We start from the raw sequence: 25,036 nt of genomic DNA, 5'->3' as shown, positions 1-25,036 counted from the left end.
GTTTTTCCCGCGCCCAGAGCGGTGCTCGAGCCCACCATTGCGCGGTACGGGATGGTGGCCGGGACACCGCGGCGACGGGTTCGCGGGCGCGGCCGGGTGTGCCCCCGCGCGAGCGCGCGCACGAGCCGGACCTGTGCCGGGGGTGGCGGTCCCGGTTCGCGGCGGCCGGCCGCCCGGCCGGGAATTCACTGATGAATTCCTTTGGGTGATTTTTTTCGGAGGCCCTGGGAAATGCGCGGCGCTATTCCGCGCCACGGTCCGGTGCGGGCAAATGTCCGGTACGTCGGGAATGGCGGTGAATTCGACCGGGACAGCGCCGGGCGGGGCCGGACAAGATCGTCTAGATACGCCTGTTCCGGCGTCAGGTCAACCCCCCTGTTAGGGCGGCTTAACGTGGCTGACACACTGGTGCCCGTGAGCGAAGAGGTCCAGGTCAACTGGGTGGAACCGAAGACGAGGCCGACGATCCTGGTCGTCGGCGCACTCGCCGTCGCGGTCGCCGTGGTGGGCTGGTTCGCCGCCGGACCGCTGGCGGCGCTGTCCCCGGTGGTCGGCGCGCTGATCACGGTCCTGTTCTTCTTCTCCGGGGCCTGGGTGGTCTCCCGGGTCGCCCGGCACATGCCCGAGATGGTCCTCGCGGTCGGTCTCGGCTCCTACATCTTCCGGCTGCTCGCGGTGCTCGGCACGCTGTTCCTGCTGCGTGCGGCCGGTCTGCCGCCCATGTGGATCGGCGCGGGCGTGGTCGCCGCCGTGCTCGGCTGGTGCGTCTCGATGACGATCACCGTGGTGCGGATGCGACCGGGGCTCGGCGGCGTGCGACCTGGCTCCGGTAAGTAATGAACAACACCGAAAACCCCCGTCCGGGCGGCCCGCAATCGCCTGATATGGTGCCTTCGACCGATGAGGATAGATCCCCAGCCGGTCACGCGGGAGTCGGCCAAGCATGGTCCGTGATCTCCGTCCTGTTCGCCGGTCTCATCTTCTGGGGCGGCGTCGGATGGGCATTCGACCAGCTGTTCGGCACCAGGTTCCTGACTCCGGTCGGTGTCCTCCTGGGCTTCGCCGGGTCGATCTACCTGATCATGATGAAGTACGGCCGCCAGGGCGACCTTCCCGGTTCCCCCAAGGCTGACGTGCCGCCTAGTAGGACTGACGACACGGAGGACAAAGGGTGAGCCAGATGTTGCTGGCCGCGACCGGCGAGGGCGACAAGTACAAGCCGCCGACCGTCGAACACGCCTTCTTCTTCGACAAGATCGGCGATGGCTCGTGGATCGCGTCGGTCAAGGCGATGACGCTGCTCGGCCTGGGCGTGGTGCTGATCATCGCGTTCATGATCTGGACCTCGCGCAACGCCAAGGTCGTGCCGAGCAAGCTCCAGTTCCTGGGTGAGAGCCTCTACGGCTTCGTGCGCAACTCCATCGCCGTGGAGATGATGGGCAAGCGGGACGGGCTGCGCTGGGCGCCGTTCCTGGCCTCCCTGTTCATCTTCATCCTGGTGCTCAACCTCTTCGGCATCGTGCCGCTGGCCCAGTTCCCGGTGACCAGCCACTTCGCCATCCCGGTCGTGCTGGCCGGCATCGTCTACGTCATCTACAACGTGGTCGGTATCCGCAAGCACGGCTTCGTCGGCTACTTCAAGCTGATGACCATCCCGCCGGGCGTCCCGGTCGCGGTGCTGCCGCTGGTGATGACCATCGAGTTCGCGTCCAACTTCCTGATCCGCCCGTTCACCCTGGCGGTCCGGCTCTTCGCGAACACCTTCGCTGGTCACCTGATCCTGACGATCTTCGGCACCGCGACGCTCTACATGATCGACCAGGCCAGCCTGGTCACTGTGGTGGCGCCGCTGTCCGCGGGCATGTTGATCATCATGACCTTCTTCGAGCTGATGGTGGCGGGTCTCCAGGCCTACGTCTTCACGGTCCTGGCCGCCTTCTACATCCAGAGTGCTCTCGCCGACGAGCACTGAGTCGCCCAGCAAGATCTTCCGCACTCGGTGCGGCAAGTAAAGAACCGAAAGGACACCGATCCAGATGATGGACGTCGTTGCCAACCTCGCCGCGATCGAGGGCAACCTCAACACCATCGGTTACGGCCTTGGCGCCATCGGCCCCGGCATCGGCGTGGGCCTCGTGTTCGCGGCCTACCTGCAGGCCAACGCCCGCCAGCCCGAGGTCGCCGGCCTGAACCGGACCTGGCTGATCCTGGGTATGGCCCTCGTCGAGGCGCTGGCCCTGCTCGGCTTCGTGCTCGCGTTCGTGCAGGACACCTCCGTCTGACCAACGCCCAGCTGATCCGTAGGAGTCGTGATGACTGAGGTTTCGGCAGCCACCGTGCTGGCCGCCGGGGGAGAGCTGAGCCCGCTCGGCCTGCCCCTCGGCGAGATCATCCTCGGCCTGATCGCCTTCGGCGTCGTCCTCTTCGTGCTGAACAAGTACGTCTTCCCGCAGTTCGAGAAGGCGTACGCGGCTCGCACCGAGGCGATCGAGGGCGGTATCGCCAGGGCCGAGCAGGCCCAGGCGAAGGCAGAGGAAGCGCTGCAGCAGTACCGGGCGCAGCTGGCCGACGCGCGCGCCGAGGCGGCCCGGATCCGGGACGACGCGCGTGCCGAAGGGCAGCAGATCGTCGCCGAGATGCGGGAGCAGGCGCAGGCCGAGTCCGCGCGCATCGTGGCTCAGGGCCAGGCCGCGCTCGCCGCGCAGCGGGCGCAGATCGTCGCGGAGCTCCGCGGTGACCTGGGCCGGATCGCGGTCGACCTGGCCGGTCGCGTGGTGGGCGAGTCCCTTAAGGACGAGTCCCGCCGTCGCGGCACCGTCGACCGCTTCCTCGACGAGCTGGACGCCACCTCGGCGCCGGCCGGGAAGTGAGCGGGACGATGACTGCGACGCAGCACGCCGCGAGCCGAGAGGCCTTCGCCGCCGCCGACGCGCGGCTGTCCCAGGTCACCTCCGACGCCAGCGGCGACACGCTGGGCACGCTCGCCGACGAGCTGTTCGCCGTCGTCAGCCTGCTCGGCAAGGAGCCCGGGCTGCGCCGGACGGTGGCCGACCCGGCGACCGACCCGGCCGCACGGGACCAGCTCGTCCGAGGGCTGCTCGGCGGCAAGGTGACCAAGGAGACGCTGAGCGTGCTCTCCGCGGTGGTCACCGCGCGCTGGTCCAGCCCGCGCGAGCTGGTGGACGGGGTCGAGACGCTTGGCCGGACCGCCCTGCTCACGCAGGCGGAGCGGGCCGGGCGGCTGGACGCGGTCGAGGACGAGCTGTTCCGCCTCGGCCGCATCGTGGCCGCGGACGGTCAGCTCGACTGGCTGCTCTCCGAGGCCACCGGCGACGCCGAGGGCAAGCGCGCGCTGCTGCGCGGGCTGCTCGGCGGCAAGGTCGAGAAGGCCACCCTCGCACTGGCGGAGCAGCTGGTCACCAGCCTCCGCGGGCGCAACGCGGTGGACGGTCTCGAAGAGCTGGCCGATGCGGCCGCCAAGCGCCGGGAGCGTTCGGTGGCGCACGTCCGCACCGCGTTCGAGCTGACCGAGGCGCAGCAGGAGCGGCTCACCGCCACCCTGACGCGGATCTACTCGCGGCCGATCGCGTTGCACGTCGAGCTGGACCCATCGCTGGCCGGTGGCCTGGTGATCAAGGTCGGTGACGAGGTCATCGACGGAAGCGCGGCAGGCCGCCTGGAGGCGCTGCGCCGAACCCTGGCCGGCTGACGCCAGGGCAGGGGGATCCGGGACCCGGGTCCCCCACGACGAAGCACCCCCCTTCTTGAAGAACGAAGCGAGAGCAGGAACGACAATGGCGGAGCTGACGATCTCGTCGGACGAGATCCGCAGTGCGATCGAGAACTACGTCTCCAGCTACTCCCCGGAGGTCAGCCGGGAAGAGGTCGGGGTCGTCGCCACCACCGGTGACGGCATCGCCACTGTCGAGGGCCTGCCCTCGGCGATGACCAACGAGCTGCTGGAGTTCTCCGGTGGCGTGCTTGGTGTCGCGCTGAACATGGAGGTCCGCGAGATCGGCGTGGCGATCCTCGGCAACTACGAGGGTCTGGAAGAGGGCCAGGAGGTCAAGCGGACCGGCCAGGTGCTCTCCGTGCCGGTCGGCGACGGCTTCCTCGGCCGCGTGGTGAACCCGCTGGGCGACCCCATCGACGGTCTCGGCGAGATCGTCGCGGAGGAGCGCCGCGCGCTGGAGCTGCAGGCGGCCACCGTGGTGCAGCGGCAGTCGGTGAAGGAGCCGCTGCAGACCGGCATCAAGGCCATCGACGCGCAGACCCCGATCGGCCGCGGCCAGCGCCAGCTGATCATCGGTGACCGCAAGACCGGCAAGACCGCGGTCTGCGTCGACACCATCCTGAACCAGAAGGCCAACTGGGAGACCGGCGACCCGAAGCAGCAGGTGCGCTGCATCTACGTCGCGATCGGCCAGAAGGGCTCCACCATCGCCGCGGTGAAGAAGGCGCTGGAGGACCGCGGTGCGATGGAGTACACCACCATCGTCGCGGCCCCCGCCTCCGACGCGGCCGGCTTCAAGTGGCTGGCGCCGTACACCGGCTCGGCCATCGGCCAGCACTGGATGTACCAGGGCAAGCACGTCCTGATCGTCTTCGACGACCTGACCAAGCAGGCCGAGGCCTACCGCTCGATCTCGTTGCTGCTGCGCCGCCCGCCGGGCCGCGAGGCCTACCCGGGTGACGTCTTCTACCTGCACTCCCGTCTGCTGGAGCGCTGCGCGAAGCTCTCCGACGAGCTGGGCGCGGGCTCGATGACCGGCCTGCCGATCATCGAGACCAAGGCCAACGACGTCTCGGCCTACATCCCGACCAACGTCATCTCGATCACCGACGGCCAGTGCTTCCTCGAGTCGGACCTGTTCAACCAGGGTGTCCGGCCCGCGGTGAACACCGGTATCTCGGTCTCCCGAGTCGGTGGTTCGGCGCAGATCAAGGCCATGCGCAAGGTCGCCGGTTCGCTCCGCCTCGAGCTGTCCCAGTACCGCGAGCTGGAGGCCTTCGCGGCCTTCTCCTCCGACCTGGACCCGGTCTCCAAGGCCCAGCTGGAGCGCGGCGCCCGCCTGACCGAGCTGCTCAAGCAGTCCCAGTACAGCCCGTTCCCGGTCGAGGAGCAGGTCGTCTCGATCTTCACCGGCTCCAAGGGCTTCCTGGACTCGGTGCCGGTCGGCGACGTCCGCCGCTTCGAGTCCGAGCTGCTCGACTCGCTGCGCCGCAACCACAAGGGCATCCTGGACGAGATCCGGGAGAGCCGGGACTTCTCCTCGGACAACGAGGAGCGCCTGTCGGCCGCGATCGAGAAGTTCAAGCAGGACTTCACCACCTCCGACGGCAGCCGCGTGGTGAACGAGGCCGCCGCGGACGCGCTGGCCGCTGACAAGGTCGGCGCGGAGTCCGTCAAGGTCAACCGCCCCGACCCGGCGAAGAAGTGAGCTGACCCATGGCAGCTGAACTTCGCGTCCTCAAGCAGAGGATCAGGGCGACCCAGTCGACCAAGAAGATCACGCGCGCGATGGAGCTGATCGCCACCTCCCGCATCGGCAAGGCGAAGGCGAAGGTGGCGGAGTCCCGCCCCTACGCCGAGGAGATCACCAACGTGCTCTCCGCGCTGGCCGAGGCGACCACCCTTGACCACCCGTTGCTGGTGGCGCGCAAGCAGCCCAAGCGGGCCGCGGTGCTCGTGGTGACGAGCGACAAGGGTATGTGCGGCGGCTTCAACTCCGCGGTCATCAAGGCCGCGGAGGAGCTCCAGGCCCTGCTGCGCAAGCAGGGCAAGGAGCCGGTGCTCTACGTGATCGGCCGCAAGGGCCAGGGCTACTACAAGTTCCGCCAGCGCGAGGTGGCGGACTCGTGGGTCGGCTTCACCGAGTCGCCGAACTACCGCAACGCGGTCGAGGTCGGCGACGAGCTGGTGCCGCTGTTCATGGCAGGCGCGGACGACACCGCCGACGGCCCTGGGCCGGACGGCGTGCGCGGTTTCGACGAGCTGCACGTGGTCTACACCGAGTTCAAGTCGATGCTCTCCCAGGTGCCGACGGTCAAGCGGGTGGCCCCCCTTGACGTCGAGTTCTCGGCGAAGAGCGAGACCCCGAGCGCGGTGTACGACTTCGAGCCGGACGCCGAGACCCTGCTCGACGCACTCCTGCCGAAGTACATCAAGACCCGGCTGTTCTCGGCCCTGCTGGAGTCCGCGGCATCCGAGTCGGCGGCCCGCCAGCGGGCCATGAAGGCGGCAACGGACAACGCCACGGAGCTGATCCGTGTGCTCACCCGTGAGGCCAACCAGGCCCGCCAGGCCCAGATCACCCAGGAGATCAGCGAGATCGTCGGTGGCGCCAACGCGCTGGCTGCCGCGGGAAGTGATGAGTGAGATGACTACTGCAACTACCTCCGGCCGCGTGGTCCGGGTGACCGGCCCGGTCGTGGACGTGGAGTTCCCCCGCGACTCGGTGCCCGAGCTCTACAGCGCGCTGAACGTGGACATCACCCACGAGGCGATGGCCAAGATGCTGACCCTCGAGGTCGCCCAGCACCTCGGCGACAACCTGGTCCGCACCATCTCGATGCAGCCGCCGGACGGCCTGGTCCGCGGTGCCGAGGTGCGCGACACCGGCAAGCCGATCTCGGTGCCCGTCGGTGACGCGGTCAAGGGCCACGTGTTCAACGCCCTCGGCGAGTGCCTGGACAAGCCGGGCTACGCCAAGGACGTCGAGCACTGGGGCATCCACCGCCAGCCGCCGGCCTTCGACCAGCTCGAGCCCCGCACCGAGGTGCTGGAGACCGGCCTGAAGGTCGTCGACCTGCTCACCCCGTACGTCAAGGGCGGCAAGATCGGCCTGTTCGGCGGCGCGGGCGTGGGCAAGACGGTGCTCATCCAGGAGATGATCACCCGTATCGCCAGGAACTTCGGTGGCACCTCGGTGTTCGCCGGCGTCGGCGAGCGCACCCGTGAGGGCAACGACCTCATCGCCGAGCTCACCGAGTCCAAGGTGCTCAAGGACACCGCGCTCGTCTTCGGCCAGATGGACGAGCCGCCGGGCACCCGTCTCCGGGTCGCGCTGTCCGCGCTGACCATGGCGGAGTACTTCCGCGACGTCCAGAACCAGGACGTGCTGCTGTTCATCGACAACATCTTCCGGTTCACCCAGGCCGGTTCCGAGGTCTCCACGCTGCTGGGCCGCATGCCCTCCGCGGTGGGTTACCAGCCGAACCTGGCCGATGAGATGGGTCAGCTGCAGGAGCGGATCACCTCGACCCGCGGCCGCTCGATCACCTCGATGCAGGCGATCTACGTGCCCGCGGACGACTACACCGACCCGGCGCCCGCCACCACCTTCGCCCACCTGGACGCCACCACCGAGCTCTCTCGCGCGGTGTTCTCCAAGGGCATCTTCCCTGCGGTGGACCCGCTGGCCTCCAGCTCGACGATCCTGCACCCCTCGGTCGTCGGCGAGGAGCACTATCGGGTCGCGCAGGAGATCATCCGGATCCTGCAGAAGTACAAGGACCTGCAGGACATCATCGCCATCCTCGGCATGGACGAACTGTCCGAAGAGGACAAGGTGACGGTGAACCGGGCCCGCCGGATCGAGCGGTTCCTGTCGCAGAACATGTACGCGGCCGAGCAGTTCACCGGCCAGGCCGGTTCCACCGTGCCGGTCAAGGAGACCGTCGAGGCCTTCGACCGCCTCGCCAAGGGCGACTTCGACCACATGCCGGAGCAGGCCTTCTACATGTGCGGTGGCCTTGAGGACCTGGAGGCGAACTACCAGAAGCTCACCAAGAAGAGCTGACCGGTAGCACCCCCGAACACCGCGAAGGCCGGGCTTCCCGTTGGGAGGCCCGGCCTTCGCGCGTGCCGGGACTAGCCGAGCGCGACCCGCTCGGCCCGGCCGCCCACGGTCACCTCGACCTCCCGCGCGTTGCCCGGCAGCACCGCGACCTCCTGGCCCGCGGCCTGCCACGGCACGTCCGGGCCGGTGCGCCAGCGCAGCTCGGCGTGCTGCTGGGCGACCAGCCAGCCCTCCTCGCCGGGCAGACGCAGCTGGACCGGGAGCGCGGAGAGCCTGCCGGGCCCGCCGTAGCGCACGGTCTCCACCGAGCCGTCCGGCCGCACCACCACGCCGTAGATCCGCGTGGGCCCGCCATCGGCGATCTCGGTGACGTAGAGCGAGCGGTTGCCGGACAGGCCCGCCAGCAGCTCCCAGCGCTTCGGCTGGGGCTCGCCGAGTGGATCGCGGTACCGGGGCTTGGCCAGCTCCGCCTGCCCGGCCGCGCGCAGCTCGTTCGGCGGCAGGAAGGGCTGGCCGGTGGAGCGCCGGAACGGCAGGCCCTGCGGCCCGTGCCAGTTGACGCCTGCCGCCGGCCTGGGCATCGGCAGCTCCCGGCTCGGGTCGTGCGGCGGCAGGTCCAGGTGCCAGACGTGCTCGGCGGCGAGCTGCGGTCGCAGCAGGGGCCCGTCGCCGTCGAGGGTGAGCACGCTCTGCACCGGCTCGGCCCAGGCGGGCAGCGTGCGGATCGCCACGCCATCGCTGAACAGCAGCCGCGAGCGCTCCCTGGTCACCGCGCCGTCCTCGGCGACCGTCAGGCCGAGGGAGAACTCCACCGGCCTGCCCTGGTCCACCGCGAGCAGCGTGCGGTCGCCGGGGCCGAACAGGAACGCGCCCGCCGGGGCCCCCTGCTGACGCGGCAGGTCCACGCCGAGCAGCCGCACCTGACCATTGGCCGCGTCCCTGGCGACCAGCGACAGCATGGTGCCCTGCCAGGCGTCGCCGTCGACCGCGACCCGGTGCAGCAGCACGACCGCCGGGACCTGCTGCTCGTGGCCGGGCAGGCTGGGCGGGACCCCGTCCTCCAGCGGGGCCTCCCTGACCCGGCGGGAGCGGTGCCGCCAGCGGTTGGCCGCGGCGTTGGCCAGTGCGGCGCGCACGTAGGCCTCCGGCGCGGTGTTGATCCGGCGCCACTTGCCGTAGGTGCGTTCCAGCACGTCCTGCAGCAGGTCCTCGGCCGCGTCCCGGTCCCCGGCGCACAGCAGGTACGCCGTTCTCAGCAAGGCGGTCGAACGGGTCTCGACGAACGCGTCGAAGCCCTCATCGGCTCGCCCCATGAGCCCCCCTCCCCGGTTCTTTCGTCCCTTCAGCACTTCTGACACCGGCCCGCCCCACCAAGTTGCCAGGGCACCGACTAAACTGGCCTTCAACGAGCACGCGAAGGAGATGCCCGTGGCTGAGATGTCCGTCCAGTTGGTCGCTGTCGAGCGCCGCCTGTGGTCTGGTACCGCGAAGATGGTGGTCGCCCAGACGACCGAGGGCGAGATCGGCATCCTGCCCAACCACGAGCCGGTGCTGGGGCAGCTGGTCGAAGGTGGTGTGGTGCGGATCACCACCACCGACGGCGAGGTGGTCACCGCGGCCGTGCACGGCGGTTTCCTGTCCGTCACCGCCGACACGGTGAGCGTGCTGGCCGAGAGCGCCGAGCTGGGCCACGAGATCGACGTGGAGGCGGCCCGCCAGGACCTCAGCCACGCCGACGAGGCGGCCAGGGCCAGGGCCGCGACCCGCCTCAAGGCCGCCGGTCAGCCGGTCTGACGCGCGGGACGGGTGGACGCAGCCGTGGACATCGCCGAAATCATCGGACTGGTCCTGGCTGCGGTGGCGGTCGCCATCGCCCTGCTCGCCTGGCGCCGGCTGCGCCTGCTGCGCCAGGGCGGCATCGACGTCGCCCTGCGCGACCAGCTCGGTGAGAAGGAACGCGGCTGGCACCTGGGCATCGGCCGGTACCGGGGCGACGAGTTCACCTGGTACCGCGTGCTGAGCCTGCGCTCGGGCCCGGACAAGGTGATCAGCCGGGCCGGGCTGGAGATCGACACCCGGCGCGAGCCCACCGGTTCGGAGACCTACGTGGTGCCTGCCGGGTCCACCGTGCTGCGCTGCCGGGGCGAGGACCTGGAGCTGGAGCTGGCGATGCCGACCGACGCGCTCACCGGTTTCCTGTCCTGGCTGGAGTCCGCGCCGCCCGGCCGCTCCATTCCCTGGGCGTCCTGAAGCATTCGACCTGTGGCCCGCCAGCTCCTCGCTGGCGGGCCACAGTCGTGTCAGCCGTTCTTGCCGGGCACCCAGAGCACGTCGCCGTCCGGGTTGGCCGCCCTGGCCAGGATGAACAGCAGGTCGGAGAGCCGGTTCAGGTACTTCGCGGCCAGCTTGTTGGTGCGCTCGGGGTCGGCCGCCAGCAGCGCCCAGGTGCTGCGCTCGGCCCGGCGGGCGATGGTGCGGGCCTGGTGCAGCAGGGCCGCGCCGGGGGTGCCGCCGTTGAGGATGAACGAATTCAGCTTGGGCAGGTCGGCGTTGAACTCGTCGCACCAGCCCTCCAGGCGGTCCACGTAGGCCTGGGTGATGCGCAGCGCGGGATAGGGCGGGTCGGGCACGATCGGGGCGCACAGGTCCGCTCCGACGTCGAAGAGGTCGTTCTGGATGGCCTGGACCACCGGCCGCACGGCCTCGGCCAGGTCGCCGAGGGCCAGCGCGACGCCGAGCGAGGCGTTGGTCTCGTCGACGTCGGCGTAGGCGGCCAGCCTGGGGTCCGTCTTGGCAACCCTGGCGCCGTCGCCGAGCGCGGTGGTGCCGTCATCGCCGACACGGGTGTAGATACGCGTGAGGTGCACCGACATGCCCTGCACAGTACGGGTTTCGGTCACGCTCCGGCGTCCCCATACGATGGGTCATCGTGGGTGAGCATTTCCGGGTCAAGGGTGGCGCACGACTGGTCGGCGAGGTCGACGTCGTAGGCGCGAAGAACAGCGTGTTGAAGCTCATGGCGGCAGCCTTGCTGGCCGAGGGCACCACCACGATCACGAACTGCCCGGAGATCCTGGACGTCCCGTTGATGGGTGACGTGCTGCGGGGTCTTGGCTGCGAGGTGGACATCGACGGCGACGTCGCGCGGATCACCACGCCCGCCGAGCTGAACCACCGGGCCGACTTCGCCTCGATGAGCAAGCTGCGCGCCTCGGTGTGCGTGCTGGGCCCGCTGGTGGCTCGCTGCCGCAAGGCCGTGGTCGCGCTGCCCGGCGGGGACGCGATCGGCTCCCGGCCGCTGGACATGCACCAGAACGGCCTGCGCAAGCTGGGCGCCACCAGCGGCATCGAGCACGGCTGCGTGGTCGCCGAGGCGGAGAACCTGCACGGCGCGCAGATCTGGCTGGACTTCCCGAGCGTCGGGGCCACCGAGAACATCCTGATGGCCGCGGTGCTGGCCGAGGGCACCACGCTGATCGACAACGCCGCGCGCGAGCCGGAGATCGTCGACCTGTGCGTGATGCTGCAGCAGATGGGCGCCAAGATCGAGGGTGCGGGCACCTCCACGCTGACCGTGCACGGGGTGACCAAGCTGGAGCCGACCGAGCACCGGGTCATCGGCGACCGGATCGTGGGCGCCACCTGGGCGCTGGCCGCCGTGGCCACCCGGGGCGACCTGCACATCAAGGGCGTGGACCCGCACCACCTGGACCTGGTGCTGGAGAAGCTGCGCGCCGCGGGCGCCGAGGTCACGCTGACCGAGGAGGGCTTCCGGGTCGTGCAGGAGGGCCGCCCGCAGGCGGTGGACTTCGTCACGCTGCCCTACCCGGGCTTCGCCACCGACAACCAGCCCTTTGCGGTGGTGCTGGCCGCGGTCTCCGAGGGCACCTCGATGATCACCGAGAACGTCTTCGAGGCCCGCTTCCGCTTCATCGAGGAGATGATGCGGCTGGGCGCCGACGCCCGCACCGACGGCCACCACGCGGTGGTCCGCGGCGTGGAGAAGCTCTCCAGCGCCCCGGTCTGGGCCTCCGACATCCGCGCGGGCGCCGGCCTGGTCATCGCGGGCCTGTGCGCGGAGGGCGTCACCGAGGTCTGGGACGTCTTCCACATCGACCGCGGCTACCCGCGCTTCGTGGAGAACCTGCAGCGCCTGGGCGCCGACGTGCAGCGCGTCACCGCCGACCCGGAGCGCTGAGCCCGGACACGAGTGTTGGCCGTTGTCGTACGGAGTATTGGCCGTTCTCATGCGGCCACCCGACCATTTCGGCCAACACCGGGTACGACAACGGCCAACACGCGTGTGAGGAATTGCACCTCGCAGGCTGGTTACTGGCCAGTACGCTGACTCGCACACACAGTCGTGAGCGAGGTGGCGAATGCCGTACCCGACCGACCACGAGCGCGACCGTCCGTGGGTGATGCGCACGTACGCGGGCCATTCCTCGGCGGCGGCCTCCAACGCGCTCTACCGGCGGAACCTGGAGAAGGGGCAGACCGGGCTCTCGGTCGCCTTCGACCTGCCGACCCAGACCGGCTACGACCCCGACCACGAGCTGACCAAGGGTGAGGTCGGCAAGGTCGGGGTGCCGGTCAGTCATCTCGGGGACATGCGGCAGCTCTTCGACGGGATCCCGCTGGACACCGCGAACACCTCGATGACCATCAACGCGACCGCGATGTGGCTGCTGGCCATGTACGTCACCGTCGCGCAGGAGCAGGCCGTCGAGGCGGGTCAGGACCCGGAGGAGGTGCTGGGCAAGCTGTCCGGCACCACCCAGAACGACATCATCAAGGAATATCTCTCCCGCGGCACCTACGTCTTCCCGCCGGGGCCGAGCCTGCGCCTGATCACCGACATGGTGGCCTGGACGGTGCAGCACGTGCCGAAGTGGAACCCGATCAACATCTGCTCGTACCACCTGCAGGAGGTCGGCGCGACGCCGGTGCAGGAGCTCGCCTACTCGATGTGCACGGCGATCTCGGTGCTGGACGCGGTGCGCGACTCCGGGCAGGTGCCGCCGGAGCGCTTCGGCGCGGTGGTCGCGCGGATCTCCTTCTTCGTCAACGCCGGGGTGCGCTTCGTCGAGGAGATGTGCAAGCTGCGGGCCTTCGCCCAGCTGTGGGACGAGATCACCGAGCAGCGCTACGGCATCACCGACCCGAAGCAGCGCCGGTTCCGCTACGGCGTGCAGGTCAACTCGCTCGGGCTGACCGAGGCGCAGCCGGAGAACAACGTGCAGCGGATCGTGCTGGAGATGCTCGCGGTGAGCCTGTCCCGCAACGCCCGCGCCCGCGCGATCCAGCTGCCCGCCTGGAACGAGGCGCTCGGCCTGCCGCGGCCCTGGGACCAGCAGTGGGCGCTGCGCATGCAGCAGGTGCTGGCGTACGAGACCGACCTGCTGGAGTACGAGGACCTCTTCGACGGCTCGCCGGTGGTGGCGGCCAAGGTCGAGGAGATCGTCAGCGGGGCGCGCGCGGAGATCGACCGGGTGCAGGCCATGGGCGGTGCGGTGACCGCGGTGGAGAGCGGCTACATGAAGTCCGCGCTGGTCTCCTCGCTGGTGGAGCGCCGCCGCCGGGTGGAGTCCGGCGAGGACGTGGTGGTCGGGGTGAACAAGTTCACCACCACCGAGCCGAGTCCGTTGCAGGCCGAGGGCGCCAAGGCGATCGAGTCCATCGACCCCGCGGTCGAGCGGCACGCGGCCGAGGCGGTGGCCGCCTGGCGGGCGGACCGCGATCAGTCCACTGTGGACAGAGTGCTGGACGAGCTGCGGGACGCGGCCAAGACCGAGGCCAACCTGGTGGAGGCCACCCTGGCCTGCGTCAAGGCCGGGGTGACCACCGGCGAGTGGGCGGGCGCGCTGCGCGAGGTCTTCGGCGAGTACCGCGCGCCCACCGGGGTGGCCGCGGCCTCGGCCGCCGGGCCGGCCGGTGAGGCGCTGGCCGTGGTGCGCGAGCGGGTGCGGGCCGCGGGTGAGGAGATCGGCTCCCGGCTGCGCATCCTGGTCGGCAAGCCCGGCCTGGACGGGCACTCCAACGGCGCCGAGCAGGTCGCGGTTCGCGCCCGGGACGTCGGGTTCGAGGTTGTGTACCAAGGCATCCGGCTCACCCCGGCGCAGATCGTGGCCGCCGCGGTGCAGGAGGGCGTGCACGTGGTCGGCCTGTCCGTGCTCTCCGGCTCGCACCTGGAGGTGGTGCCCGCGGTGGTCGAGGGCCTGCGCGCGGCCGGGGCGGAGGACGTGCCGGTGATCCTGGGCGGCATCATCCCGCCGGAGGACGGCGAAGTGCTGCTGAGCCGAGGCGTGGCCAGGGTGTTCACGCCCAAGGACTACGAGCTGACCGAGATCATGGACGAGATCGTCACCGTGGTCCGGGAAGCGCACGGGCTGCCGGGACGGTAGCGAGCACCGCGGCGGTCGTGGTCACCTCGCCGAAGTTGCCGTGCAGGTTGGCCGCGGTGGCCCTGGTGAACTCCGCCGCGGTGATCACCGAGCCGTCCGGCGCGGTCTCGTCGAAGGTGAAGGTGGCATCCAGCGCCAGCCGGAGCCGGTAGCCCAGGTCGCCGGCCACCCGGCTGGTGGTCTCCACGCACCGATTGGTCTGGATACCCGTGGTCACCACGTCCTGGATCCCGTTGTCGTGCAACCACTTGTGCAGGTCCACGTCGCCGTGGAAAGCCGAGTGCACGCTCTTGCGCACCAGCAGCGCGGGGGTGACGCCGTCCAGTTCGGGCTTGAGCTCGTTGCCGGGCGTGCCGGGGGCCAGCGGCGAGCCGGGCTGCGCGGAGTCGTGGCGCACCACCACGATCGGCAGTCCAGCCTGCTGCCAGGTGGTGGCCAGCGCGCGGATGTTGGCCTCGGCTTCCGGGTTGTTCCGGCGGCCCCAGAAGGCGCTGTCGTCGAAGCCGCGTTGCACGTCGATCAGGATCAATGCGGTGGTCATGCCGGAAGTCTGCGCCGTGCCGCGGCCCGCGGGGGAGTGGCAGAACTGGCACGTTGCGCTACTTTTCTGCCATGTACACCGTGGGCCTGCTCGTGCTGCCCGGCACCCGGACCTTCGACATCGCGGTGCCTGCCGAGGTGTGGGGCGTGGACCGGACCGACTCCGCCATCGGCCCGTTCGCGCTGCGGATCTGCACCCAGGGCCGCAAGCCGCTGGCACTGCACCCGGTCGGCGATCTTCGTGCCACACATGGGTTTTCCGGCCTGCTGGACTGCGACCTGGTGATCGCGCCGGGCCGGGCCGACCCGCACGCGCAGGTCCCGGCGGCCGCGCTCCGCGTGCTGCGGCAGGCGCACGCCGCCGGGACCACCCTGGCCTCGCTGTGCTCCGGCGCGTTCACCCTGGCCGCCGCCGGCCTGCTGGACGGCCGCCCGGCCACCACGCACTGGCGGCTGCTGGCCGCGCTGGCCGAGCGCGCGCCGCTGGCCAGGCTGAGCCCTGAGGTGCTGTTCACCGACGACGGCGACGTGCTCACCTCGGCGGGCGTGGTCGGCGGCGTGGACCTGTGCCTGCACCTGGTGCGCCGGGACTTCGGCGCGGACCTGGCCGCCCGGCTGGCCAAGCGGATGGTGATGCCGGCGGCCCGCTCCGGCGGCCAGCGGCAGTTCGTGGACACCCCGCTGCCCGGCCTTCCGGACGGCCCGGACATCGGGTCCACTGTGGACTGGGCGCGGCAACGGCTGGCCGAACCCCTTGGCGTGCCGGAGCTCGCCGAGCGGTCGGGCATGAGCGAGCGCACCTTCCACCGCGCGTTCACCGCCGCCACCGGCACCACGCCGGGCCGCTGGTTGCAGGCCGAGCGGCTGCGCTTCGCCCGGCAGTTGCTGGAGACCACGGCGCTGCCGGTGGCCAGGGTGGCGCAGCGGGCCGGGCTGGGCACCGCGGCGAACCTGCGCCGCCGCCTGCACGCCGAGCTCGGCGTCGGCCCGGCGGCCTACCGCCGGACCCATCAGGCCAGCTGACCCAGCCCGGACTCCAGCAGGTCGAAGGCCCGGTCGATGTGCGCGCGCCGCCGGGCCACCGTCTTGGCCGGGGTGCCGTCCAGGACGGCCCTGGCGTTGGCGAAGAACACCGAGCGGACCGTGGCCAGCAGCATGCCCGCGACCTGCCAGGCTCGCGGATCCCGTTGCCCGCCAAGGAGTTCCACCAGCGCCTCCTCGGTGTCGCGGAGATGTTCCAGCACGCGCAGCTGGAGCGCGGGGCTGGCCTTGATCACACTCCAGAACCGGGGGACGCCGTCGTCCGCGCCGGAGAGCGGGTGGCCGGCCGCGGTCAGCTCGTGGCACAACCGGCGCACCGCCGCGGTGACCGACAGCTCGCCGCGGCCGGTGATCGCCGAGGTCAGCACCTCGATGATCTCCTCGTGCCGGTCGAGGTAGAGGTCCTCCTTGCGCGGGAAGTAGTTGAACACGGTCATCTTGGACACCTGGGCCGCCTCGGCGACCTCGGCCACGGTCACCTCGTCGAAGCCCCTGGCCAGGAACAACGTGGTGGCCACGTTGGAGATCCGCTGCCGCGTCTCGCGCTTCTTCCGCTCCCGGAGCCCCATGTCCATGTCCATGTCGGAAATGTACCAAACATATAATTTGACTCGGTAAAAGTTTGGTTGGACTCTGGGGACATGACCAAACCCGTGATCGTGGCAGGCGCAGGCCCCACCGGACTGATGCTGGCCTGCGAGCTGCGCACCCATGGCGCGGACGTGCTCGTCCTGGAACGACTCGCCGAGCCCAGCCAGGTGGTCAAGGCAGGCGCCATCAACACCCGCACCGCGGACACCCTGGCCAGGCACGGCCTGCTGGCCGAGGTGCACCGGGCGATCGGCGACAACCTGCACAGGTTCGTCGAGATGATGCGCCGGCAGAATCCCGACCTGCCCGAGGACTACCGCCCGGCCAAGTTCGGCGGCCACTTCGCCGGGCTGACCGGCCTCGACCTGTCCCGGCTGGACCTCACCGACCCCGACCTCAGCCCGCGCGCGGCCGAGGGCGTGTACCCGTTGACCCAGCAGGAGGTCGAGGCGATCCTGGGCGGCTGGGCGGCCCGGCTCGGCGTGCCGGTGCGCCGCGGCGTGGAGCTGACCGGGTTCGCCGAGGACGCCGAGGGCGTGACCGTCACGCTGGCCTCCGGCGAGACCGTGCGCGGCTCCTACCTGGTCGGCTGCGACGGCGGCCGCAGCCTGGTGCGCAAGCAGGGCGGCTTCCCCTTCCCCGGCACCCCGGCCACCACCACCGGCTACCAGGCCATCGTGGAGCTGGACGACCCGCTGGCGCTTTCCCTTGGCTGGCAACACCTTCCCGGCGGCGTGCTGGTCTACGGCCCGACGCCAGGCCGGATCCTCACCGTGGAGCTGGACGGCCCGCCCGCCGACCGGGACGCGCCGATCACGGCCGAGGAGCTGACCAGGGCGCTGCGCCGGGTGAGCGGCATCGAGGTCACCGTGACCAAGGTGGAGGTGGCCACCCGGTTCACCGACAACGCCCGCCTGGTCCCGGAGTACCGCAGGGGCCGGATCCTGCTGGCGGGCGACGCCGCGCACGTGCACCCGCCCTTCGGCGGCCAGGGCCTCAACCTGGGCCTGCAGGACGCGGCCAACCTGGGCTGGAAGCTGGCCGCGGTGGTCGCGGGCCGGGCCGGGGAGTCGCTGCTGGAGACCTACACCGCGGAACGTCGGCCGGCCGCGGAGTTCGTGCTGCGGATGAACCGGGCCCAGATCGCGGTCATGCAGCCCACCCCGCAGGCGGCCGCGCTGCGCGAGCTGCTCACCGAGCTGATCGGGACCGGGGACACCAACCAGTACCTGGTCAAGTTCATCGCGGGCCAGCACACCCGCTACGACCTGGGCGGCGGCCACCAGCTGACCGGCCGGTTCGCCCCGCCGCTCAACCTGCCCGTCTACCCTGGCTGGGTCCTGGCCGACCTCACCGGCGACCCGGAGCTGGCCGAGCTGGCAGGCGACCACGTGCGCGTGTTCCCGGCCGAGGACCCGTCCCGCCCCGAGCTGGCCGCGGCGCTGATCCGCCCGGACGGCTACGTGGCCTGGGCCGCCGACCGGGACAACCCGGACCGGGCCGGCCTGCGGACCGCGCTGGAAACCTGGCTCGGCGCCACGCTGACCCCGGCCCGCTGAGGCGCTACGGTCGCCTCATGGCCGCCTATCGCAACGTGATCGTCTCCGTGGACGGCGACATCGCGCGGATCACCATGAACCGGCCGGACCGGCGCAACGCGCTCTCCGGCGAGCACCTGGCCGAGCTCCAGCACGCGTTCGTCACGGTCGCCGACACCGCGGCCACCGGCATCGTGCTGGCGGGCAACGGCCCGGTGTTCTCCGCGGGCCACGACTTCGCCGACCTGGTCGACCGCGAGCTGCTCGGCGTGCGGGAACTGCTGAAGCTGTGCACCAAGCTCATGCACACCATGCAGTCCATCCCGCAGGTGGTGATCGCCAGGGTGCACGGCCTGGCCACCGCGGCAGGCTGCCAGCTGGTGGCCGGCTGCGACCTGGCGATCGCCGCCGAGTCGGCCGGTTTCGCCCTGCCCGGCGGCAAGGGCGGCTGGTTCTGCCACACCCCCGCGGTCCCGGTGGCCCGCGCCGTCGGCCGCAAACGCCTGATGGAACTGGCCCTCACCGGCGACGTCATCGACGCCCGCACCGCCGAGTCCTGGGGCCTGGTGAACCGGGTGGTCCCCGACGCCGAGCTGGACCAAGCGGTCGCGGACCTGCTCGCCCGCGCCACCAGGGGCAGCCGCGCCAGCAAGGCCCTCGGCAAGCAGACCCTGTACGCCCAGCTGGACCGGCCGGAGGCGGACGCCTATGCGATCGCGCTGGAGGTGATGGCCGCGGCCTCGCAGACCGGCGGCGCGAAGGAGGGCATGACCGCGTTCCTGGAGAAGCGCAAGCCGGTCTGGCCGGACTAGTCCCGCTCGAGCGCGTTGGTCAGCCCGGCCACCACGGCGGGGTGAGCAGCCAGCCTGCGCTCGGCGCGGGTCAGCTCGGTGCGCAACGAGGGACTAGCTGCGGTGCTCGTGCAGCAGCAACAACGTGTACGCCGCGATCGACTGCGCGTCCGTCACCTCACCCGAGGCGATCATCTCCTCGAACCGCGCCCTGGCGAACCAGGCCGTGCGCATGTCCTGCTCCTCGTGCTCGCGCTCCGGCTGGCCGGTGGTCAGCTCGGTGGCCAGGAACACCCGGCCGCGCTGGCTGGACATGCCGGGGGCCACGTCGAGCAGGCCGAGGTCGGTCATCTTCCCCGCGCGCAGGCCGGTCTCCTCGCGGAGCTCGCGGGCGGCCAGCTCGGCGGTGTCCAGCTCGGCCCGGTTCGGCGCGGTGCCCTGCGGGAACTCCCAGCGGCGCAGGCCGATCGGGTAGCGGTACTGCTCGACCAGGTGCAGCCGTTCCCCGTCCAGCGGGATGACCAGGGCGTAGTCGGGCTTGTCCACCACGCCGTAGATGCCAAGGGAGCCGTCGGCGCGGCGGATGCCGTCCTCGCGCACCGTCATCCAGGCGTTCGCGTAGACCTCACGGGTGTCGACCTTGTCCACGCCTTCCACCCTAGGCGTCGTTGTTGAGCCGCGAGCGCCGCCTGCCGTAGGCGAAGTAGAGCACCAGGCCGACCGCGGTCCAGATCAGGAACGCGATCCAGGTGGTGGCGCCGAGGCCGACGATGAGGATCACGCACAGCACCAGGCCCAGCAGCGGCACCAGCGGCATCAGCGGGGTGCGGAAGGAGCGCGGCAGGTCCGGCTTGGTCCGGCGCAGCACCAGCACACCCACGTTGACCAGTCCGAAGGCCACCAGGGTGCCGATGCTGGTGGCGTTGGTCAGCTCGCCCAGCGGCACCAGCGCGGCCAGGATCGCCACCAGCACGCCGACCACCAGGATGTTCGTGGTGGGCACCGCGCGGGAGCCGACCTTGGCGAACACCGGCGGCATCAGGCCGTCCCGCGACATCGAGACCAGCACCCGGGTCTGGCCGTAGAGCACGGTCAGCACCACCGAGGCGATCGCGATCACCGCGCCCACCGCGAGCACGGTGGAGGCCCAGCCGGAGCCGGTCACCTCGGCCATCACCGTGGACAGCGAGGCGCCCTTCGCACTCAGCTTGTCCACCCCGATCGCGCCGATCGCGGTCAGCGCGACCGCCACGTAGACGAAGGTCACGATGCCGAGCGAGATCATGATCGCCCTCGGCAGGTCGCGCTGCGGGTTGCGCGCCTCCTCACCGGCGGTGGAGGCGGCGTCGAAGCCGATGAAGGAGAAGAACACCGCGGAGGCGCCACCGGCGATGCCGACCAGGCCTTCCGGCGCGAACGGGGTCATGTTGCCGGTGTTGAACGCGGTGGCCGCCACCGCGACGAAGAACACCAGCACGCCGACCTTGATCATCGTGGTCACCGTGGTGGCCCGCGCGCTCTCCCTGACCCCGGCCAGCAGCACCGCGGTGGCCAGCAGCACCACCACCGCGGCCGGGATGTTCACCACGCCACCGGCGCCCGGCGGCGCGGCCAGCTCCTCCGGGATGCGCACCCCGATGGTGGCTTCCAGGAACACGTTGAGGTAGCCGCCCCAGCCGACCGCGACCGCGGCCACCGACACGCCGTACTCCAGCAGCAGGCACCAGCCGCAGACCCAGGCGACCAGCTCGCCCAGCGTCGCGTAGGTGTAGGAGTAGGCCGAGCCGGACACCGGCACCGCGCCGGCCAGCTCGGCGTAGGACAGCGCGGAGAACAGCGCCGCCAGCGCCGCCAGCGCGAAGGAGACCACCACCGCGGGCCCGGCCTTGGGCGCGGCCTCGCCGAGCACCACGAAGATCCCGGTGCCCAGGGTCGCGCCGACGGAGAGCGAGACCAGGGAGATCAGGCCCATGCTCCGGCGCAGGCCACTGTGCTCGCCCTCGCTGGTGAGCTGTTCCACTGGCTTGGTGCGCAGCAGGCTGCGCTGGCTGTTCGGCGGCACGAGGCGCGAACCTACCGGCCACTCCAGTCCGGCCTCTAGCCCGGTGTGACTTGTCGAATACGACCCCACGGCTTGAACACCGAGATCACCACCATGAGCAGGATGGACACGTTGTTGAAGATCGACCCGGCGAGCAGCTTGTTGCGCACCTCGAAGTAGTCCGGCGGCGTGGTCAGCGCCAGCTCGACAGCCGTGCCGATCCAGCCGCCGAGCCAGATCGCGCTGAAGGTCATCAACGCGAGGGTGGCCACCAGCTTCACCACGATCCACCAGTGCCGGAACACACCCCAGTTGGACCGCCAGGCCAGCACCACCCCGGAGACCAGGGCGAGCAGCACCAGCGGGATCAGCAGCCAGATGTCCAGGGTGTGCCCGATCTTGTGCGCGGCCTGCCGCAGCCCGGCGTCCGCGGTCACCCGGCTGATCACGTTGAGCACCAGCTGGCACAGCGCCACGCCGAACCAGCCCACCCCGCTGCCCAGGTGCACGATGTCCCACCACCGCTTGGCCCGTCTGCTCTTGCGTTGCTTCATGGCAGCTCAGCCTGGTCACGAGGGGGCCGGTGAACCATGCGGCAGACCAGCGCTCGCGCGGTGGGGGCCGCCTCACCGGAGCGCCGGTGAAACGGCTGTGCCAGGCAGTCACTAACCTGTCGCGGTGCGCCTCGTCATCGCCCGCTGCCAGGTCAACTACGTCGGACGTTTGACCGCCCACCTGCCCATGGCCAATCGGCTGCTGCTGATCAAGGCCGACGGCTCGGTGTCGATCCACTCCGACGACCGTGCCTACAAGCCGCTGAACTGGATGAGCCCGCCCTGCTGGCTGATCCAGGACCCAGGGGTCTGGACCGTGCAGAACAAGGCGGGGGAGAAGCTGGTGATCACCCTCGAGGAGGTCATGCACGACTCCGCGCACGAGCTGGGCCCCGAGCCCGGCCTGGTCAAGGACGGCGTCGAAGCCCACCTCCAGGAACTGCTCGCCGAGCACATCGTCACCCTCGGCGAGGGCTACACGCTGGTCCGCCGCGAGTACCCCACCGCGATCGGCCCGGTGGACATCATGGCCAGGGACGGCGCGGGCGCCGCGGTGGCCGTGGAGATCAAGCGCCGCGGCGAGATCGACGGCGTGGAACAGCTGACCAGGTACCTGGAGCTGCTCAACCGGGACCCGCTGCTCTCCCCGGTCAAGGGCGTGTTCGCGGCGCAGATCATCAAGCCGCAGGCCCGCACCCTGGCCGAGGACCGCGGCATCCGCTGCGTCACCCTGGACTACGACGCGCTGCGCGGCATCGAGTCGGACGAGTTCCGCCTGTTCTGATTCGCTCGGGGGGCGGCTACCCGGTGGACCGGCTGCCCTCCTCCTGAGCCAGCCCCCTGCGCACCCAGTCGGTCACCACCCGCACCGACTCGGCCAGGCTGATGCCGGTGGTGTCCAGCAGCTCCATCGGCGGGTCCATGGTGGCCGCGTTGGCCCGGACCCACTCGTTGAACTCCAGCATCTCGGTGATCCGGTCCTCGTCGTCCCACTCCCGCCAGGCCGGCCGCGCGCGCAGCCGGGTGGCCAGCAGGTCCGGCGCGCAGGTCAGCGCCAGGTAGTGGATGTCGCCGAGGAAGGCGCGTTCGGGCAGCCGCTCGAACTGGATCGGCACCACGGTGCCGCACAGCACCACCGGACGGCCGCTCTGGTTGACCATCGCGACCATCCGCAGCCAGGTGGCGCGGAAGACGCGGTAGTCGTCGGCCGGGTCCTGCAACCCGGCCGACCACAGCACGTCCTGCTCCATGACCACGACCGCGTCGCCCAGTTCGGCGGTCAGCATCTTGCCCACGGTGGACTTCCCGGTGCCGCTGGGCCCGGTGAGCGCGAACATCGGCAGCCGCAGGAACGGCTGCCGATGTCCGCAACGCACGCAGAGCAGGACCGGATCGCCCGGCAGGACCACCGGGACCTCGGCCTTGTCGCCGCAGTTGACGCAGATCTTGAGGTCCACGGGGTTCGGGCCGGGAATCAGTCGAACAGCCCTTCCAGGAAGCTCTTCTTCCGCTTGTGGCCGTAGCCGTGGCCGCCGTAGGGGGGCGGCGAGTCGCGGTGGCCCGGCCGGTGCCCGCCATAGGGCGGCGGGGAGTCCCGGTGGCCGTGGCCACCGTGGCTGCGGTGGCCACCGTAGGGGGGCGGCGAGTCGTGCCGGTACCCCGGCGCCATCGGCGGCGGGGGCGGCGGCGCGGCCGCGTAGTAGTTGCGTTCGGCGCCGGCCACCTGCTCGAGCTCGCCGCGGTCGAGGAAGATCCCCCGACAGCCCTGGCACTGCTCGATGTGCACCCCGCCGCGGTCCACGGTCTGCATCACGTTCTGGCACTTCGGACAAATCACATATGCGAGAGTACGCAGCTTTGCCCCCGAGGTGGTGGAGACATCCACAGGCCAGATATTTGAAAGCGCTCTCACCTGCATCGATGGAGAGGCCCCTGACCTCTGTGTAGCTGACCTGTGATGAAGGCATTACGGTACCGCCGTCACGTCGGACGACGACCGTGCTGACCTTGGAGGTGGAGCCCGGGTGGAAGCGCTCGCCGCTTCGAGCCTGCGTCTAGACGCAAGCCTGCTCGACTACGCGTTGCTCGCGGTGTACTTCGTACTGGTGCTGGGCATCGGCTACATGGCCCGACGCTCGGTGTCCACCAGTCTCGACTTCCTGCTCTCCGGCCGTTCGCTGCCGGCGTGGGTGACCGGGCTGGCCTTCATCTCGGCCAACCTCGGCGCCCTCGAGCTGATGGGCATGACGGCCAACGGCGCCCAGTACGGCCTGGCCACCGTGCACTACTACTGGATCGGCGCCATCCCGGCCATGGTCTTCCTCGGCCTGGTCATGATGCCGTTCTACTACGGATCCAAGGTCCGCAGCGTTCCCGAGTTCATGCGTCGGCGGTTCGGCCGCCCCGCGCACCTGGTCAACGCGCTGAGCTTCGCGGTGGCGCAGGTGCTCATCGCCGGCATCAACCTGTTCGCCCTCTCGGTGATCATCAACGTGCTGCTCGGCTGGCCGATCTGGCTGTCCATCGTGATCGCCGCGGTGGTCGTGCTCGCCTACACCACGATGGGCGGGCTGTCCGCGGCCATCTACAACGAGGTGCTGCAGTTCTTCGTCATCGTGGCCGCGCTGGCGCCGATCACGATCATCGCGCTGCACAAGATCGGCGGCTGGGAGGGCCTGGTCGCCAAGGTCACCGCCAGCACCGGCGGCGCGCAGAACCTGTCCACCTGGCCGGCCAGCAACCTGACCGGCATCGCCGACGGCACGCTCAGCGTCATCGGCCTGGTCTTCGGCCTCGGCTTCGTGCTGTCCTTCGGCTACTGGACCACGAACTTCGCCGAGGTCCAGCGCGCGATGTCGGCCAAGAGCATGTCGGCCGCCCGGCGCACCCCGATCATCGGCGCCTACCCCAAGGCGCTGATCCCGGCGATCATCATCATCCCCGGCATCATCGGCGCGGTCCTGGTGCCGGACATCGCCGCGATCAAGGCCGGTGACCACAGCTCCGGCGCGGAGTACAACCAGGTCCTGCTGTACCTGATGCGCGACCTGCTGCCCAACGGTGTGCTCGGCGTGGCCATCGCCGGTCTGCTGGCCTCGTTCATGGCCGGTGTGGCGGCCAACGTCAGCTCGTTCAACACGGTCTTCACCTACGACCTGTGGCAGGACTACATCCGCAAGGACCGGCCGGACGAGTACTACCTGCGGATCGGCAGGCTGGCCACCGTCGGCGCGTGCGTGATCGCGATCGGCACCGCGTTCATCGCGGCGAACCTGGGCGGGTCCAACATCATGGACTACATCCAGGCGCTGTTCTCCTTCTTCAACGCGCCGCTGTTCGCCACGTTCATCCTGGGCATGTTCTGGAAGCGGATGACCCCGACCGCGGGCTGGACCGGCCTGGTCGCGGGCACCCTGGCCGCGGTCACCGTGTGGCTGCTGTCCGAGCCGAAGCTGGGCATCCAGGTGCTGGACCTGCCCGGCCAGGGCGCGAGCTTCATCGGCGCCGGCGCGGCGTTCGTGGTGGACATCCTGGTCAGCGTCGCGGTCTCGCTGGCGACCAAGCCCAAGCCGGACTCCGAGCTGGTCGGCCTGGTCTACAGCCTGACCCCGAAGGAGACCCGCACCCACTCCAAGACCGGCGACGACGCCGGCTGGTACCGCTCGCCCGCGCTGCTGGGCGGCGGCGTGCTGGTGCTGACCATCCTGCTCAACATCTTCGTCGGCTGAGGGAGG

Annotated in this window: 27 protein-coding genes; 18 read left to right on the top strand and 9 right to left on the bottom strand. The window is 70.4% G+C overall.

The annotated features are described in order from the left end of the window. Nucleotides 1–414 precede the first annotated feature (414 nt). From N8J89_RS35230 to atpD, 9 genes are all read left to right on the top strand, one after another. The gene (locus N8J89_RS35230; RefSeq protein ID WP_252484084.1) at nucleotides 415–837 is read left to right on the top strand and encodes a hypothetical protein; all 423 of its coding nucleotides are present in this window, start codon (nucleotides 415–417) and stop codon (nucleotides 835–837) included. Between the two features lie 113 nt (nucleotides 838–950). Continuing rightward, a complete protein-coding gene (locus N8J89_RS35225; protein ID WP_247765558.1) occupies nucleotides 951–1,175 on the top strand; it encodes a hypothetical protein in 225 nt (74 codons plus the stop codon). A gap of 5 nt (nucleotides 1,176–1,180) precedes the next feature. After that, nucleotides 1,181–1,972, top strand: a complete 792-nt coding sequence (gene atpB / locus N8J89_RS35220; protein WP_283666330.1) for a F0F1 ATP synthase subunit A — start codon at nucleotides 1,181–1,183, stop codon at nucleotides 1,970–1,972. A gap of 64 nt (nucleotides 1,973–2,036) precedes the next feature. Further along, on the top strand, nucleotides 2,037–2,282 hold the full coding sequence (gene atpE, locus N8J89_RS35215; RefSeq protein WP_252484083.1) for an ATP synthase F0 subunit C: 246 nt from the start codon (nucleotides 2,037–2,039) through the stop codon (nucleotides 2,280–2,282). A gap of 30 nt (nucleotides 2,283–2,312) precedes the next feature. Beyond that, nucleotides 2,313–2,870 carry a F0F1 ATP synthase subunit B gene (locus N8J89_RS35210; RefSeq protein ID WP_283661261.1) on the top strand — a complete coding sequence of 186 codons (558 nt, stop codon included), beginning with the start codon at nucleotides 2,313–2,315 and terminating at the stop codon, nucleotides 2,868–2,870. A gap of 8 nt (nucleotides 2,871–2,878) precedes the next feature. Next, nucleotides 2,879–3,709 carry a F0F1 ATP synthase subunit delta gene (locus N8J89_RS35205; protein ID WP_283661260.1) on the top strand — a complete coding sequence of 277 codons (831 nt, stop codon included), beginning with the start codon at nucleotides 2,879–2,881 and terminating at the stop codon, nucleotides 3,707–3,709. Nucleotides 3,710–3,794: 85 nt separating this feature from the next. Further along, a complete protein-coding gene (atpA, locus tag N8J89_RS35200) occupies nucleotides 3,795–5,441 on the top strand; it encodes a F0F1 ATP synthase subunit alpha (RefSeq protein WP_283661259.1) in 1,647 nt (548 codons plus the stop codon). A gap of 8 nt (nucleotides 5,442–5,449) precedes the next feature. After that, nucleotides 5,450–6,379, top strand: a complete 930-nt coding sequence (locus N8J89_RS35195; RefSeq protein WP_283661258.1) for a F0F1 ATP synthase subunit gamma — start codon at nucleotides 5,450–5,452, stop codon at nucleotides 6,377–6,379. Further along, nucleotides 6,372–7,802, top strand: a complete 1,431-nt coding sequence (gene atpD / locus N8J89_RS35190; RefSeq protein ID WP_283661257.1) for a F0F1 ATP synthase subunit beta — start codon at nucleotides 6,372–6,374, stop codon at nucleotides 7,800–7,802. The genes N8J89_RS35195 and atpD overlap by 8 nt, the downstream gene beginning before the upstream one ends. A gap of 71 nt (nucleotides 7,803–7,873) precedes the next feature. Here atpD and N8J89_RS35185 read toward each other — a convergent pair whose 3' ends face one another. Beyond that, a complete protein-coding gene (locus N8J89_RS35185) occupies nucleotides 7,874–9,115 on the bottom strand; it encodes a SigE family RNA polymerase sigma factor (protein ID WP_283661256.1) in 1,242 nt (413 codons plus the stop codon). A 115-nt stretch (nucleotides 9,116–9,230) separates the two neighbouring features. On the opposite strand from N8J89_RS35185, the gene N8J89_RS35180 reads away from it, so the two are divergent. Both N8J89_RS35180 and N8J89_RS35175 read left to right on the top strand, forming a co-directional pair. Beyond that, nucleotides 9,231–9,596, top strand: coding sequence for a F0F1 ATP synthase subunit epsilon (locus tag N8J89_RS35180; RefSeq protein WP_283661255.1), 366 nt, complete (start codon nucleotides 9,231–9,233; stop codon nucleotides 9,594–9,596). A gap of 24 nt (nucleotides 9,597–9,620) precedes the next feature. Next, nucleotides 9,621–10,052: a DUF2550 domain-containing protein gene (locus N8J89_RS35175; RefSeq protein WP_252484074.1), complete on the top strand. Its 432-nt coding sequence runs from the start codon at nucleotides 9,621–9,623 to the stop codon at nucleotides 10,050–10,052. A gap of 50 nt (nucleotides 10,053–10,102) precedes the next feature. Here N8J89_RS35175 and N8J89_RS35170 read toward each other — a convergent pair whose 3' ends face one another. Beyond that, complete coding sequence (locus N8J89_RS35170; RefSeq protein ID WP_283661254.1) at nucleotides 10,103–10,675, bottom strand: cob(I)yrinic acid a,c-diamide adenosyltransferase; 573 nt, start codon at nucleotides 10,673–10,675, stop codon at nucleotides 10,103–10,105. Between the two features lie 56 nt (nucleotides 10,676–10,731). On the opposite strand from N8J89_RS35170, the gene murA reads away from it, so the two are divergent. Then, nucleotides 10,732–12,000: a UDP-N-acetylglucosamine 1-carboxyvinyltransferase gene (gene murA / locus N8J89_RS35165; protein WP_252484072.1), complete on the top strand. Its 1,269-nt coding sequence runs from the start codon at nucleotides 10,732–10,734 to the stop codon at nucleotides 11,998–12,000. A gap of 181 nt (nucleotides 12,001–12,181) precedes the next feature. Then, nucleotides 12,182–14,206: an ethylmalonyl-CoA mutase gene (locus N8J89_RS35160; protein WP_283661253.1), complete on the top strand. Its 2,025-nt coding sequence runs from the start codon at nucleotides 12,182–12,184 to the stop codon at nucleotides 14,204–14,206. On the opposite strand, the gene N8J89_RS35155 is transcribed toward N8J89_RS35160, so the two are convergent. Next, nucleotides 14,166–14,747 carry a cysteine hydrolase family protein gene (locus N8J89_RS35155; RefSeq protein WP_283661252.1) on the bottom strand — a complete coding sequence of 194 codons (582 nt, stop codon included), beginning with the start codon at nucleotides 14,745–14,747 and terminating at the stop codon, nucleotides 14,166–14,168. The two genes, N8J89_RS35160 and N8J89_RS35155, sit on opposite strands and share 41 nt — an antisense overlap. A gap of 71 nt (nucleotides 14,748–14,818) precedes the next feature. On the opposite strand from N8J89_RS35155, the gene N8J89_RS35150 reads away from it, so the two are divergent. Continuing rightward, nucleotides 14,819–15,769 (top strand): GlxA family transcriptional regulator, encoded by a 951-nt coding sequence (locus N8J89_RS35150; protein WP_283661251.1) that lies wholly within the window; start codon nucleotides 14,819–14,821, stop codon nucleotides 15,767–15,769. Here the strand turns inward: N8J89_RS35150 and N8J89_RS35145 are convergent. Beyond that, nucleotides 15,757–16,368 carry a TetR/AcrR family transcriptional regulator gene (locus N8J89_RS35145; RefSeq protein WP_283661250.1) on the bottom strand — a complete coding sequence of 204 codons (612 nt, stop codon included), beginning with the start codon at nucleotides 16,366–16,368 and terminating at the stop codon, nucleotides 15,757–15,759. The genes N8J89_RS35150 and N8J89_RS35145 overlap by 13 nt on opposite strands. A 60-nt stretch (nucleotides 16,369–16,428) precedes the next feature. Between N8J89_RS35145 and N8J89_RS35140 the strand changes: the two genes are divergently transcribed. Then, the gene (locus tag N8J89_RS35140) at nucleotides 16,429–17,937 is read left to right on the top strand and encodes an FAD-dependent monooxygenase (protein ID WP_283661249.1); all 1,509 of its coding nucleotides are present in this window, start codon (nucleotides 16,429–16,431) and stop codon (nucleotides 17,935–17,937) included. Nucleotides 17,938–17,954: 17 nt separating this feature from the next. Next, nucleotides 17,955–18,728 carry an enoyl-CoA hydratase-related protein gene (locus N8J89_RS35135; protein WP_252484066.1) on the top strand — a complete coding sequence of 258 codons (774 nt, stop codon included), beginning with the start codon at nucleotides 17,955–17,957 and terminating at the stop codon, nucleotides 18,726–18,728. Nucleotides 18,729–18,821: 93 nt separating this feature from the next. Here N8J89_RS35135 and N8J89_RS35130 read toward each other — a convergent pair whose 3' ends face one another. Genes N8J89_RS35130 through N8J89_RS35120 form a run of 3 tightly spaced genes read right to left on the bottom strand, consistent with a single transcriptional unit; the run spans nucleotide 18,822 to nucleotide 21,302 of the window. Further along, a complete protein-coding gene (locus N8J89_RS35130) occupies nucleotides 18,822–19,355 on the bottom strand; it encodes an NUDIX domain-containing protein (protein ID WP_502868368.1) in 534 nt (177 codons plus the stop codon). 10 nt (nucleotides 19,356–19,365) lie between these two features. Next, nucleotides 19,366–20,769 (bottom strand): amino acid permease, encoded by a 1,404-nt coding sequence (locus N8J89_RS35125; RefSeq protein WP_283661247.1) that lies wholly within the window; start codon nucleotides 20,767–20,769, stop codon nucleotides 19,366–19,368. 35 nt (nucleotides 20,770–20,804) lie between these two features. After that, entirely contained in the window at nucleotides 20,805–21,302 is a 498-nt protein-coding gene (locus N8J89_RS35120) for a hypothetical protein (RefSeq protein ID WP_283661246.1), read from the bottom strand. 124 nt (nucleotides 21,303–21,426) lie between these two features. Here N8J89_RS35120 and nucS point away from each other — a divergent pair, with 124 nt between their 5' ends. After that, on the top strand, nucleotides 21,427–22,086 hold the full coding sequence (gene nucS / locus N8J89_RS35115) for an endonuclease NucS (protein WP_283661245.1): 660 nt from the start codon (nucleotides 21,427–21,429) through the stop codon (nucleotides 22,084–22,086). A 16-nt stretch (nucleotides 22,087–22,102) separates the two neighbouring features. Here nucS and N8J89_RS35110 read toward each other — a convergent pair whose 3' ends face one another. Continuing rightward, nucleotides 22,103–22,759, bottom strand: a complete 657-nt coding sequence (locus N8J89_RS35110) for a P-loop nucleotide/nucleoside kinase family protein (RefSeq protein ID WP_283661244.1) — start codon at nucleotides 22,757–22,759, stop codon at nucleotides 22,103–22,105. 17 nt (nucleotides 22,760–22,776) lie between these two features. After that, on the bottom strand, nucleotides 22,777–23,139 hold the full coding sequence (locus tag N8J89_RS35105) for a TFIIB-type zinc ribbon-containing protein (protein ID WP_283661243.1): 363 nt from the start codon (nucleotides 23,137–23,139) through the stop codon (nucleotides 22,777–22,779). Between the two features lie 187 nt (nucleotides 23,140–23,326). Here N8J89_RS35105 and N8J89_RS35100 point away from each other — a divergent pair, with 187 nt between their 5' ends. Continuing rightward, nucleotides 23,327–25,030 (top strand): sodium:solute symporter family protein, encoded by a 1,704-nt coding sequence (locus tag N8J89_RS35100; RefSeq protein WP_283661242.1) that lies wholly within the window; start codon nucleotides 23,327–23,329, stop codon nucleotides 25,028–25,030. The last annotated feature ends 6 nt before the right edge of the window (nucleotides 25,031–25,036 follow it).

Source organism: Crossiella sp. CA-258035, assembly GCF_030064675.1.
Classification (GTDB): domain Bacteria; phylum Actinomycetota; class Actinomycetes; order Mycobacteriales; family Pseudonocardiaceae; genus Crossiella.
The sequence above is the reverse complement of the archived record's forward strand: the minus strand, read 5'-3'. Positions and strand labels throughout refer to the sequence as shown.